Origin of the sequence: Spirosoma sp. 48-14 (assembly GCF_001898575.1) — a bacterium.
GTDB lineage: Bacteria > Bacteroidota > Bacteroidia > Cytophagales > Spirosomataceae > Spirosoma.
In genome coordinates, this window is record NZ_MKUD01000085.1 from 23496 (window position 1) to 37361 (window position 13866).

The following is a 13866-nucleotide window of genomic DNA, read 5'->3' on the forward strand; positions in this document are numbered from 1 at the left end:
ATCGCCTGTTTGTAGATTGGCAAGGCATACGTATTGAACCAGCTATTGTTAGTTATGCGGAACGAAACGCCCTCGTAGGAAACGGTTTTGCCAGGCTCCTGCATCGTCAGCAAGGCCGGATACCCAATCTCAACCTTCATTTGCCCATTGGCAGACGGCTTATTTACGTCGAGTCGCTCGGTCGACCGGCCTATGTCGAAGACATCGAAGCCTTCAACCAAATCGAAACTGATCATGGCTCCTTCCTCTTTCGCCAAACGGGGGTTTCTGACCAGTTCACCCTCTACCTGGGCCTGTTTGCGGTCGGCGAGTTTGGCGGCCCAGGTGTCGTAGCGGCTGGTGCGGAAGTAATAGGCCGTGAGCACGAGGGGTTTCGGCACGGTCGTAAGTCGTTGGCTACCGGCATTGCGCACAACCCGATACGAACTGGCCGCATTGGCAAGAACCGTGCCGGTACCGGCAGTAGGGCCAGCCCCATCGCGGTTCTTGCCGTCGGCAAACTGAAGGCCGGAGGTTGTAATGCCCACGTAGTTGTTGGCGACCTTCACCCCCGACTGAAACCCTGACTGAACATTCGTCGTGTTTGCCTGTTGGATGGCCAATTCAGTGGGTTTCTGAACAATCCGTAGCAACAGCACCTTCTCGTGGGGGAGCGTCGGGATGTCGAACCGGAGGAGCTTGTCGTCAAACGTGACGGGGCTTTCGGCCAGCACGTTGCCCTCGAAGGCATCGCTGAATTCGGCTACCGTTTTCACCAGACTTCCGTTGCCGCGCAAACAGCAGCTAAAGTCCTGCATCAACTGAATGAAACCACGGCCACCGTACTCTTTCTGAAGCAAGAATCGCTGATCCTTAAATGGATACGAAGCAGTAATAGTTTTTTCGGGGCCGGTTCGACTGAGGGTCTTGATGCACTCGCCCGACGTGAAGCTAACTGTCACAATGGTATCGCGGAAGTGGCTGTAAGTTGCCTCGTTATATAGTTTGCGGTAGGCCGTGGCCTTCACCGTGAAGCTGTATTTACGGTCGGGGCTGAATGCCTTCTCTTTGTAGAAGGTAGCCTCGGTGCCGCGCTGCGAGAAGAAAATCTGCTCGTTCGGGATTGTCTCTTCGTTGCAGTCGGTGCAGGTGTTGGCTCCGCCATTGCTCACCTGCTCCCCGCATTTGGTCGTCAGGCTGAACTCAATTTTGTAGCAGTCAGTGACGAGGTCGCCGTTTTCGTTGATGGGTCTGCTCACACAAATATCCTGATTGACGGGGTAGTTGAAGCTCACGACCGGGTTTTTCAGGATGCTTACGTTCCTGGCACCGTTGTTGGGACTAACATCGGCAATCAACGGCAGCTTGAAGGGGTTGGTGTCTTTTTCGGGCATGCAGACATCGCCGATTTTGAGTTTGAAACTCATACTACCCGACACCAGCCCGTCCAGAATGTCGTATTGGCCGTAGAGGATGCCCCGCAGCCAGGTGGGGTTGGGTAAGCCCCCCATAAAAATAGCCCCCGCCCGCACCGTCGCCACGTCGAAATCGCCCGATGCGAACCAGAGATCTACGCCTACCCCAAAGCTGAATTCGACTCCAGCATAGACCTGCCCCATAGCGTAGTAGCCGTTGATGCCTGGCCGACCCCCGCCCGTTGCGCCCGTACATGTGCCTTTCGTTTCGCCCAGAATGACATCGAAGCCAATGCCTGCATGGAGCTTGAGGTAGAAAATCAGGAACCGATGTTTTTTGTCCTCTGCAGTACCAATCTCGAGGGCAGACCCAAAGGCCAGCCCACTGCTGAAATCAATAGCAGGTTTATGGTAGCCCACCTGCGCCAGCAAACCAGGGTCAATGCCGACGGGGTCGGGCAGGGTGCTGGGCATATCGAGCGTACCCATCACAAAGTAGGCCGTTGCCTCACCCAGGTTGATATCGAGGCCGGGGGCTTTCAGGATTAGTTTCACCCGGTTGTTGGGTTCGCCAATTTTGATGTAGTAGCCATCGGGGCCAACATGAACGGCCAGCCAGGCCTCCAGCTTGACCATATCCTCTATGCTGGCTTTCACCTGAACACCGAGGTTGAACATCTTATCGGGTACTTTGTAGCTGATTACGCCCGTGCCGTCAGCCATCCCCTGCACCGGTTTATCCGACGCGCCAGGTACGTTGCAAATAAGGTGGGCGTTGGCTTTTATTTCGACCAGATCAAGCCCCCAATCTTTATCGAACTGCACGGTCAGTGTGCCATCGGCCTTCAGAATAGCCCCCACGGCCCCCGGCGCGGCTCCGTCTGCCGAGGACAGATACACCGATGCCTGGAAGCCGTTGATACCGTCTTGTGGTTTGTATAGCAACGGGGCGTTGCTCACCAACTGGTCGGCTTTGGGTGTGGGGGGGGCGGTCATGTTGTGGTAGGCCCCGCCCCCAAAGCCAGTGATGAGTACTCCTGGCCCAACGGCTACTTTCAGGCCCGTTGCCTTCGCGCTCACGTACCAGTACGACATATCCTGTTTACCATCGTTGCGGGTGCCGAAACGAGCCTCGGCCCCTACGCCAATGTCGAGCGGAAAAGTGGCTTTGAGTTTGCCGTATAGCCCATCGCCGTAGGTGCCATCTTTGCGGTAAAAGGCCACATTACCTGCCACCGAAACGGGGCCGATGGTGCCTGCCACGGCAATACTGTCTAAGTAGATATTGTCGAAAGTCCAGTTAGGTCGCCCATCTTTTAGGCCAATGTTCGCCAGAATTCGGAGCGTTGCACTCGCTTTGGGTACGGCTGGAATGTCGCTCAGGGCCATCGTCGCCGTGAACTTAAAACCTACCTTCGTACCTTCCATCACCGGGCCATAGTCGTCGATGCTGATAGGCAAGCCCATGATGCTCTTTTGGGGCGAAGCAAACGCGCCCGCAAACGGCGAGCTTTTCAGTGCCTTCCCGGCATCATTGTATACCTCAGATTTATACGTACCCCAGTCGATGTATGTCGGCCCTTTCGACTGGATTCTGAGATGCTCAAACGCCATCAGATTGAGACTGAACGTGGGCAGGCCGCTGCTTTTAACCGCATTGGGCAGATAATCAGGGTTGATCGAAATTGTACCACTCAGGTCTGCTCCAGCCCACGCCCCCCCGGCAGGATTATCGGCAGTTTTGCCAATGGTGACCTGAATACTCGAAGCCTCACTCAGGGTAAACTTTGCCGCCCAGATAGGTACCTCAATGTCTTTGCCGGGGACTACTTTGAAGAGATACGTCAACCCTTCGCCAGATTCGTCTTTCGTGAGAATATTCTTATACACCAATCCTGATTTTTCGTCTTTACCCGAAATTGGCAGACCGATTTTGCCGTCGGCATTGGCCGTAACGAATGCGCCGTCGAAGAAGGTGATGCCGATTTTGTCGAGCGAAAAATACCAGCCATCCAGACTACCATCGGCGTATTTGATCACATCGCCAGCGGTCAGGCTTCCGGTCAGGCCGAGGTGGGTGCCGAGTACCATGTTTTTCACGACGGCGGTAACAGGCTCCTTTTTGATTGTCTGGAAAACGGGCGGCAGCGTAATGGTCAGGTTAGGCATAAAAAAGCCCTGCCAGTTGGCTTCTTTCAGCAAGTCCAGTTTGGTGGCTGCGTTGGGTACGTTGGCCGAGAGATCGGTTTGGAGGCTTTGCAGCATGGCCCCGAAAGCGGGCGCATTCTGGTTGATGTCGTGGTCATAGAGGGCCCCTTCGCCGAGGGCAAACGTAAAATCATCGCCAATGCTGTTGAATGTAAACGCACCATCAATCCGCACGGCAGCCTGCCAGTTGTCGAACCCGTCTTTGGTTTTGGTGGTTAGCAGGGCTTTTACGGGGTTGCCGGTTTTTACGAAACGCGCGTCGGGAATGGTTATTTCGGCCCCAATTTGGAGTTCGTTGCTGCCAGTGGCATTATAGACCAAATACGTGCTTTTGTCGGGGTCGGTGCCACCTTTGAGGGTCAGGGTTTGCGCCGTGTAGGGAATATCGGTATCTCTCAGCAAATACAACACGGGGCTACCCTGGCAGTTGGCTTGTGGCAAACAGGCCCCCATCAGTCCCAGCGGCACCGTTACACCCGCATCTTTACTGTCGAGTACCGTAAAGGCATCGAATTGGGCAGTAGCTGGCGAAAACACCAGGTTATCGACCGCCACCGTAAACACGCCTGACGAATAGCCGAAGGGCGTAGCGATGCCTGCGCCGTTGAGTTGCTGATTGGCCTGCTGCACGGCTTGCTGTTTATAGCTTTCGTACTCAGCCGAAATTTTGGTTTTCAGCCCGTCCCAGAGTGGCGACAGGCTTTTGTCGTCAGCGGCTTTAACGAGCCAGTTTTTGAGGTCGTTTACCGGCATATTAGGCGTTTGAGGCAGCTTGGGGTCGTCGGCGCGTTGTGGGCCAAAGCCAATGTCGGTTCGGTGCTTCGACTGCACCTGTCCGGCAATCATCACCCCGTCGGTGTTGACTGTGATGTCTTTAAACGCTACCAGCACCGGCATAAAAAGTCCACTACTGCGGTCAACGGGCTTCAAATCGGGGCCAAGTGCTACAGTGCCAGTGCCGGAGTAAGCATCGCCCGATTTATTTAGTTCGCTGATATAGAGCCTATAGCCGTCTTTATTACCGATATATACCGTTTGGCTGTTGGTAAGATTGGTGTTGAGGCTGGTGTTTTTGCTGACGTCGATTTTGCACGAACAACTGCCCGTAATGGGCGTAAAGGCCACCGCCGATGAGTCGGCTTTGGGTTTGCTACCCACCACCTTTTCGGAACTGGTTACGAGGTTGCTACTTTCGCCATAGGTAAACGTGTTGACGGTGCTGTAGCCATTGTTCTGAAAATTAACCAGCCCTTCGTATTGGGCTTTGGCCCGCACCTGCACCCGCCAGGCATACTGATGCCCGATTTCGAAGCGTGGGTCGGTAGCTTTCCAGACATAGAGTGGGCTGGCGTTGGGAACTACTACCTCGGCAAAGGGCGGCCCCGTTTCAAACACATTGTAGGCGTTCTGACCGGATCGTAGTTCAGCCACCTGCACCACATACTCCAGCCGGTTAGGCATGGCCCCCGCCGGAAACGTCCACGAAAACTGTACGGGCAGGTAGTTGGGCGTAGGAGCTGCCACCACCGCCTTGTCGGCAGGTTGCTGCAAAAACGGGGCTTCGATGTTTCGGAGGCTAAAATGGTCGCAAACCTCGTTGGATAGCTTTTCGGGTCCGTTGGCGTTATAAAACGTCAGACAAACATCGTAGTCGCCTTCGGGCAAAATATACTGCCCAAACAAATCGCGTTTGAGTGCAATGGTGCTTCTGTCCTGGGTAGGGTCCGACGCGAAAGCCGCCTGAATGTCGGCGGCCGTCACCCGTTTCAGGTTGTTGACGGTGATGGGCGTACCGGCCACAGTCTGATAAAAGCTATAGTTGGGCGGAATTTCGAGGTATACGCCGGTATTGCTTTGGAGGTAGCCCGTCAGCCTAACACTGCCGTTGCCCTGTAGTTGCAGCGTTACCAACTGATTGAAGCGTGATACATAGTCGCTGATGAGGTTGGAGTAAGGCGGGTTCAGTTTAAATGTGGCCTGTATAGGCTGTGCCCAAGCTACACCTGTGATTGCCCAGCTAATGAGCAGGATCAGAAAAAGCCGTATAGAATGGTTCATCGTTTGGTCAAGAAAAGATAGGTATAGTCGATAGTACCCCGGAATTCGCTGAAGTTTCGGCTGACCGAACCGCCAGTTTGGGCGCTTTGGTTCTGGAGCACAGTCAGACCAAAGCGGTGGTGGCGGTTGGGTTGCATCCGGCCCGATGCGGTCAGGTTAATGGCGTTGAGGTCCTGCCCCAGGTTATAACCCGCGTTCAGGCTGGTTTGCAGCTTATTGGCCAGAAAGCCTTTGGTAGCCCCCAGGTTGAAGCCCAGATTATTTGTCGTTCCGTTCAGGTTGGTGAGTGTAAAATAATTCACCCCCGCATCGACGCTCAGAAACTGTCGGTCGAGCGAGAAACTGTAGTTGAGCAGTCCGTTCAGGCCGCTATATTCGGTATTGGCTTTCAGGTCGGCATCACCACTGTTATCGACCAGTTGGTTGGTGCCTGCCGAGAGCATCAGCGTGTGGGTTCGGTCGTCGCCAATGATGGAGTATCGGGGCATAATCATGATGGAATAATTGGCCTGATTCATCAACTGAGCCGCAGCCTGCCCCGGTGTAAGCAGGGTTTGTTTAATGCCGGGGGTTTGGTTGAAGGTAGAGTAGGTTAGGTTGGCCGATACGCCAAACCGCGCCGTAGGGCTATAGGTCAGCGTGGCCGTAGGCAGAAACCGCTGGGTCTGGCGGAGCTTATCGCCCAGCAGATTGTCGCGTTGCAGCCGCAGGTTGGCGTTTATCGACACTTTGTTTTGCAGCAGGTTCAGATGCGGAGCCACCGAAAACACTTCCAGATCATTATTGACATTGTACATACCCATAGTGGTAAAGCCGGGGTCGATGCGCTGGTAGCCCGTCCGAATACCCCAGCCCGTTCCAGAATAAGCCAACGTAGCGCTTACGGCCAGCAACCCCCGCGACGAGATATTGGGGGCTACTGATTTATAGACCACTGCTGGCAGGCTCTGCAATTGGGTAGAGTCGATTTTGGCGGCATTGATGTTGCCGGTATAAACGCTCAACGCAGCATCTATTATCAGTAATAGGTGTTTACCCAAACTACGGTTGAGGATAAATCCGATGGCCGTATTGCGGGCCGGATTCAGGCCATATTGTGCATAAGCCGGCAACGACTGCTCGTGATCGTGGCCCTGCATCAGAATCAGGTCGGCGTAGTTTTGAGCCGTGCCAATACCAATACGGGCGGCATAGCCTGTCCGCAAAAACGTGGTGGGTGTTCCTTCGGCCGAAAAGGTGACTCGGTTCATGCGGCCATAGAAAAAGCCTGCCCTGAGCCAGCCTTTCTGCACCTCCAGCCCTCCGCCCAGCATGGTCAGACCGTTGAGGGTATAGTCGGAAAAACGTAGGTTTCGATACCCCGCGTGCAGGGTAAAGCCTTTGTAGGTGGGGCTTAGGCCAAACTGGTTGAATGGCTGGCTGTAGGATGCCTGCCTGTTGGAGTAAGCGACCGAAAACGGCAGGCTGATGCCATTGAAAAACGTGAGAGTAACCTGCCCCGCCAGCGCATATCCAAACGGGTTAGCTCGGTAAAGCGGGCTTTGGCTACCGTTGCTGTAGTAGCTTCGGAGGCCGATGCTTCCAGAAGCTACTACAGGATTTTTGGCCGAAAGCTGACCGATGTCCTGTGCCAATGTCAATGTACCTGACAACACCAATAACACTGAAAAAAGGAGACGTCTGTTCATGGTTTAGTGGGGAAAGCAAAACACTGTTCTCACTCAACGCAAGAGTCGATACCGGTACTGATGCGCGTAAAGCGGTCGTCGCGGCTGACTAAGACATAGGCCGGTACCTTTGTGGTTGGCACCGTTATACATGCCCTGGCATACGTAGCGCGCCGGGCCGCCCGGCACTTCGGTGACGAAAACGGCCCTTTGCGGAATTGTGCCGTTATATGTATTCCAGCCGGGGCGTTGGCTCGTTTGGGCGTGACTATAGGAAGTAGCCAGCAAGGCAGCGACAAAGATCGTACAGAGAAGAATAGTCGTTTTCATGAGCATGACGGGCTAGTTTGGCAGGGAAACAAGCTCTATAAGGGTGCGTAACCAATGAGAGTCTTGTTGGTGTAGCCAAACCGCTCCATATCCGCACTGGCCGACTCCGGTACTGTCACCCAATCACCCGTGGCGGGCAGATTCCAACGGTTGATGGGTTGGGTATTGGCGCGCGGTTGGACATAGATATAACCCAGCAATTTTTTACCTCGATAGCCAAACCGCTCCATATCTGCACTGGCTGTTTCCAGTACGCTTACCCAATCGTCGATTTTCGTCAGATTCCAGCGGTTCAACGCGACCGTACCATCGACAGGCTGGCTAAACACCTTGCAGATATAGGTGCGGTGGGTATAGCCCAACTCAAGAAAACGGTCAGTTTCGGCGTCGACAGCATCGCACCAGTCATTGCGGAAATTCCAGCGATACAGAGCTACCTTTGGCCGCGACTGATTACTGACTGACCGGGCCTCCGCCACAACTAACTGGGGTACTTCGACAACTGGATTGATAGGCATAGCCAGTGCTGCAGCCATGCAAAAGGTAGGAAAAACAAGATTAATTACCATGAGAAATGGGGTTAATTGTGGTTTTATGGCGTTTATACGTACTTAATCAAACAGGAACAATCGTCTCTGTTAGCAGTGATAGTCGTGCGACTATCACTGCTAAAACGATAGGTATCATGTTATCAGAAAAAACAGGTTATGTTAGTGATTGCTATAAGCTCCTGGCATACTTTGTACAAGTACAGGCGTACCACAACTGGGATCTATCGGATCAATAGTTGCCGTTGGGCCGTAATACACATTACCGTTAGTCATTACGATGTAAGCCCGGTACTTATAAGCAGTTCCTTTTTTTGTGCCGCCACCCACCAGAAAGATACTGTATTGAAGGGCAAACGGATTTCGAATAATGTACTCTGTGGCGGTTTGGTTACCACATGGCGTAAAGCAAGGGCCTGTCGCGTTGCAACAGAGGGTTCCACAATTAACGGTTTTGGTATTACCCGTCTTAGCTAGTACGTTGAAACGAGCGGAGAAATACCCACCAACGGTAGAGGCATAGGCGTTGCCCGACTCAACTTTGGGACTATTGATATCGGGCTCTCCCGATTGATTATCAGGTTGCAGACAAATGCCAAACCGCGAGGGCGTTTCGGTTTGAGACTGGTAGGTGAAGCTAACCTGAATGGCAGGGTCGGATGGAATCGTAGCGGAACCGCAGGGGTCATTGTAAAACGCCTGCGTCGTATTGCTCGTTTTACAACTCAGTGCGCTTTCGCGCTTCACCGCCGATATGATTGGAGGGACTACGGCTGCCGTTTTAAAACTCTTCACATCGCCATAACCCGTACCGTCTTTGCTGGTGGCATAGGCTCTCACGTAGTAGATGGTATTGGGCGTAAGGCTGGTAAGGTTGTTGCTAAAAAACTGCGTGCTATTGGCCCCGTTGCTGGTTTTGCTATCGTTGGTAGTTGGTTGCTGATTACTGCTGCTCCAGCAAACACCCGCCTGAATGGAGTTGTTGGTGCCTACCGATATAACATTCATACCGACAGTGGCCCCCGTTGTGGTTACGTTCGAGATATCGCCCGTGGTTACGCCGGGTGGCTGCACATTGGCCGTTTTAATGCTTTTCACCTCGCTGTAGCCCGTTCCGGTGGCGTTGGTGGCATAGGCCCGTACGTAATAGGTGGTGTTGGGTTGCAAGCCCGTAAAGACGCTCTTAAAATCTTTCGGCACGGCATTGCTGCCGCCCATCTCGGTTTTGGTGTCGGAGAGAGTAGGCGTTTGATTACCGGCCGACAGCACGTGGCCCGTCTGCACAACGTCGCTGGTGCCGAGGGCGGTAAGCTTACCCGTTATCGAAAAAGCGCTGGCCGTAATATCGGCCGCATCGTTGGTCGATACGTCGGGGGCTTTCAGGTTCTGGGTCGTAAACGTCGTTTGCTCCCCGTAGGCCGTTTCGGTTTGGGTGTCGAGCGTATAGACCACGTAGCTCCGTACAAAGTACTTGACACCGGGCGTAAGGCTGGTGAGCTGAGCCGTAAAATCGACTGGATTTTCGGTGGCTGCGCCCGCCTTTTGTTTGTTATCGGTGGGGTTTTCGGTTTGGCCATACACAAAGCCATATTCCGACACAGGGCTTTTCTGGCTAGTGTTGAAGCCCGTTGTTTTAAGGGCAGAAGCCAGAGCTGCGCTATTGTGCGTAACCGTACTGACGGTGGTGGCCCCCATAGTTGGTGCTTTTGAAGGAGCTGGGGAGCTCTTGCCTTTGTTGCAACTCTGGCTCACCATTAGGCAGCAAAGCAATCCGCAAAGGCCCATCAGGCGGATTATTGAATAACAGTGCATGTTGTTTTGATTAAACGTTAAACACGAAGAATTATCTCTAACGGTTACATATATACGTTTTGCAGCACAGCTATGAATCTATGCTGGGTTGCCAGGCAGATGCGGGATAAAGGTCACCGACCTTCATTATTGAGAGCCGGTGAACCAACCTACTAACCTAACTTCTTATTCTGTCAGAATGCGTAGCCAATCGACGCTTTAAACGCAGGTAATAAGCCAACCGAAATCCGGGTTTGATCGTCGGAGAGGTTTTTGCTATCCGTAATAATGAGACCATAGGCCGGGCCACCTGCTACCTCAAACGTAAAATGCCCCGTTACGAATTGATACCCAATGAGCGCCCGCAAATTCACCAACCCCGCCGAGGTCGTGTTATTATCATAGGGAATAAAGTGATAGAGTCCGCCAGCCGAAACAAACAATCCTTTGGGAACATACGACTCGCCCAGATACTGTCGGAAATCAAGACCCACCCGATAGCTGCCTTTTAGAACCCCATAGGGATAAATGCCCCCCGTAAGAATTACCGACGTTTTAGGAGCTATTCGTTTTTCAACATCCAGATTTACGCCACCCAGAATCAGGCCCATAAAATTGAGCTTAATAACCGAACGGTAGTCATAGCGTTTTTCGCGGTCAATAACGGTTACGTTTGTGCGGTCGGCCTGATACGTGTCGTAAGGAGCCTGTCGGGTGGCTGGAGCAGGCTGTTGCCGTGACTGTGCAGGCTGCGCCGATGGAGACGCCTGTAATGACGATTTTGGCGTTGGCTTGACTGCCGACGATGAGGATTTCCGGCCAACAGGAGTTGTGGTTCGTTGCTGGCCGATGGCCATGGTACTGATATTCAGTAGCGAAAGAAGCAGGAGTGTTTTCATCAACTTATAAAGTTTATTGGGTTTTTACATTCACAATAGGCTTTCTCTAGAGCCCTGGTATATAAGGCGATTACCCATCATGGCGGGTTGGATCAACGGCCACTTGATGTAGCTGTCAATGTAATTCACAGTGCAAACAGGACTATGGTATGTTGCCTGACTCAATGGTAATTTATCGGCGCTTGCGATAAGGGAATTTGCGGGCGGCATTATTCATCAGTTGAGTCGTGATGCTCTCCGGGCTTTCGTCAGCACCGCCGGGCACCTTCAGTTGGTATGTCCAGACAACACGCTTTTCAGGTTTCGAGAACAGGCTCAGGTTCATGGTGGCTTCATTGGCCGTGGTAGGGCCCAGGCCCAGCTTCGTCTGCGTTGAGAGAATATCGATGCCTTTGGCGAGGGCCTGCGGCATCAGCTCATGCCGGTACATTTTTCCCCACATCACCCCATCGACTTTCAATAGAGCCGATAGCTCGGCTTTGGTGAGGTCGTGGAGTTTCTCATACGTGATTCTATTGCGTTTCAGCAAGGTGTTGGTCTCGTCGGGGTCCTGGAAGGCGATCACAAAGTCCTTTTGTTTGCTGAGCATATAGCTATAGGCCGACGACTGGTAACGGTAGGCCTCTTTTTTCGCTTGCTCGTCGAGCTGCGCCTGCGTGGTGCGCTGCACGTTGATGTTCTTCACGATCTGTACGTCGAAGGGAAGCACCGCAAAGGTCTGACCATCCACATTGGCCGACTTATCGGTGTAGGTACGTGCGCAGCCAGTGAGTAAACCAACGGCCACGAATACACTCATCATCCGTATTTTTTTCATAAAATTTGTATCCTACTGCGACGGTTGTCATTCTCTTTATTTTGTTCCCGAAAAGGTGAATCGAACCACGCCACCCGTATCTTTATAGTTCATTTTCAGGGTTTTGCCCGAAAATGTGCCACTGAGTGTATAGCCCGCAAACGCAGGCGAGTCGGTACTGGAGAGGACCCGCCCGATTGTAGTGGCGGTTGGCATATCGATATTTTTGGCAGGCGCGCCCCCGTTAATCGCCATATTGATGGCCTTGTTCGCAGCCTTGCTGATGGTTACCGTTTCGATGCTTGTTGAGCCGCCGAATGAGCCTTTGTAGTCGCCCGAAACAGGTGTTGCCCAATCGGGTTCCGTTGGAGTTAGGTCGGTTTCGGTCTTTTTACAACCTTGAATACTCATTACAAATGGCCCTAGCCAAAGCAGAAGGAAGTAGATACGTCTTTTCATTAGTTTTTTAGGTTATAAGGAGACTGCTCGCTGAACGGCAGCATAGCTGATACAAGTCACTGATTTTCAAATAGTAGCCTCCACCGGGCCACCGTTCAGCGAGAAGCCTCGAATTTTGTGCGGCATGATATTCCTAATCAATAGCTTGTCCTTTTATTACATTCAGACTGACGGTTACTATACTATCATTATTGGTTGATACCAGTAGCTTACCGCCTGGCTGTACTTGCGTTGTATAGGTTTCCCGGCCTCCTCCCCAGCTATTGAGAATAATAATTACGGTACCATTCCGTACATCAATCTCGACACCCGTGTTGTCTTTATCGTCCATAAATTGATTCCGGCTAACCGAATGTTGCCGGTCTGAACCGGTGCAGGTTGTGCCGGTTTAAGAAACTATGGTCTGAGTGCTGACCGGTGCCAGTACCGCCACCGTTTGTTTAGACGGTGAGTTGGCCGGAAGAGCCCCCGGTTTGACGGTTGCGGTTGTTTTTTCTTGGCAGTCGACTTTTTACGGGTCGGCCACTGCGCGAGTAAGCTAGCAGACAGCAAGGTACAACCTAGTAATAGACTGTATTTTTTCATGCTCTAGCGCTCCCAGGTATCGGTGCTCCAGATGGCTTTATCATTAGCATCATAAATGACCACATTGCCGTCGTTCTGTATCGCTAAATAAGCTCCTCGCCCATCGGTGTTGGAAGCCCAGACGGCTCTGTCATTGACATCGTATAGTACGAAATTTCCGTCGTCCTGAAACCTCCCATATTTCACCTGACGATTGGCGGTATTACTACTCCAGATCACTTGTCTACTGCCGTTCCGATAGCTATTCAGAACCAAATTACCATCACTCGGCAAGGCCAATTGATAACGACCGTTGGGTGAATAGGCCCCTTTCTGAAGAAGCATAAAGGCCCCTTTGTTAATTCGTCGTTCGGTGGCTGGTGGGGCTTCAATGCGGACCGACGATTGACCTAACAAACTAACAGACAACACTATGCCTCCCAGTAGTAGAATATATTTTTTCATGAACGGTGTAAATGTACGCTCGCTGCCAGAGCGTGATTGATTCTATGCATTGCTTTTACATAATCGGCTTCCCCTTCTGTAGAGCTTACTTTCGGAAGGCGATTGTGGGGTAGTTTCCTTCACCACAGCCGCAGACATGGCCTGAATCGTATTGTTGGGGTTACTCCAGTCTTGATTCTGATATGCGCAATCAATCGGGTAGATTGTAGTAAGCTTTCACCGCATTGTAATCACTGTAATCGACAGCCGCTTTTCGACCATTTTTAAGGTCACTAGCAGGAATTACCAGCAGACGAGTTACTGTAAATGTTTCGCTTCCAGAACCCACCACTCGGTTTATGTATAACTTTAGGGTGCTGGGGTTGATGGCTGCTTTATACGTTTTGTCTCCACCGGAGGTTGCCCCTGGCAAGGAGTAGATAACGCCATTGGATGTAACGTAAGTAAAATAGGCCGCATTATTTATTTGGGAAGCCGTGATCCCGACTAAATCATAACTCAATTCGGATCCCGAATGGGTTTTCGAGCCGTAGGTAATTTGAATCACGTTGGCATTTCCGGCCGGGCCTGCCGCTCCGCTAGCGCCCGTTGGCCCAGCGGGACCAACCTCACCCTGTGGCCCCTTACAGGCTGTTTGAAGAATGCACACAGCCATTAATAAAGTCATGGAAAGGATTTGCATCGTTT

At 52.2% G+C, this 13866-nt stretch carries 11 protein-coding genes; all 11 read right to left on the minus strand.

From position 1 onward, the window contains the following. A partial coding sequence (locus tag BGO59_RS33690; protein WP_293691662.1) for a hypothetical protein occupies positions 1-5660 on the minus strand: 5660 nt, incomplete at its 3' end. Continuing rightward, a complete protein-coding gene (locus tag BGO59_RS33695; RefSeq protein WP_293691664.1) occupies positions 5657-7348 on the minus strand; it encodes a hypothetical protein in 1692 nt (563 codons plus the stop codon). The genes BGO59_RS33695 and BGO59_RS33690, both read right to left, overlap by 4 nt. Positions 7349-7381: 33 nt before the next feature. Next, positions 7382-7657: a hypothetical protein gene (locus BGO59_RS33700; RefSeq protein WP_293691666.1), complete on the minus strand. Its 276-nt coding sequence runs from the start codon at positions 7655-7657 to the stop codon at positions 7382-7384. A 35-nt stretch (positions 7658-7692) separates the two neighbouring features. Next, complete coding sequence (locus BGO59_RS33705) at positions 7693-8193, minus strand: hypothetical protein (protein WP_293691668.1); 501 nt, start codon at positions 8191-8193, stop codon at positions 7693-7695. 174 nt (positions 8194-8367) lie between these two features. Beyond that, positions 8368-10017: a fibronectin type III domain-containing protein gene (locus BGO59_RS33710; RefSeq protein ID WP_293691670.1), complete on the minus strand. Its 1650-nt coding sequence runs from the start codon at positions 10015-10017 to the stop codon at positions 8368-8370. Positions 10018-10190: 173 nt separating this feature from the next. Then, the gene (locus BGO59_RS33715) at positions 10191-10895 is read right to left on the minus strand and encodes a hypothetical protein (RefSeq protein WP_293691672.1); all 705 of its coding nucleotides are present in this window, start codon (positions 10893-10895) and stop codon (positions 10191-10193) included. Positions 10896-11067: 172 nt separating this feature from the next. Next, complete coding sequence (locus BGO59_RS33720) at positions 11068-11712, minus strand: hypothetical protein (protein ID WP_293691674.1); 645 nt, start codon at positions 11710-11712, stop codon at positions 11068-11070. Positions 11713-11748: 36 nt separating this feature from the next. After that, positions 11749-12150, minus strand: a complete 402-nt coding sequence (locus BGO59_RS33725; RefSeq protein WP_293691675.1) for a hypothetical protein — start codon at positions 12148-12150, stop codon at positions 11749-11751. Positions 12151-12283: 133 nt separating this feature from the next. Beyond that, positions 12284-12481, minus strand: coding sequence for a hypothetical protein (locus tag BGO59_RS33730; RefSeq protein WP_293691676.1), 198 nt, complete (start codon positions 12479-12481; stop codon positions 12284-12286). 257 nt (positions 12482-12738) lie between these two features. Then, entirely contained in the window at positions 12739-13179 is a 441-nt protein-coding gene (locus BGO59_RS33735; protein WP_293691677.1) for a hypothetical protein, read from the minus strand. 190 nt (positions 13180-13369) lie between these two features. Beyond that, positions 13370-13866 (minus strand): collagen-like protein (locus BGO59_RS33740; RefSeq protein WP_293691678.1); only part of this gene is annotated, 497 nt, incomplete at its 5' end.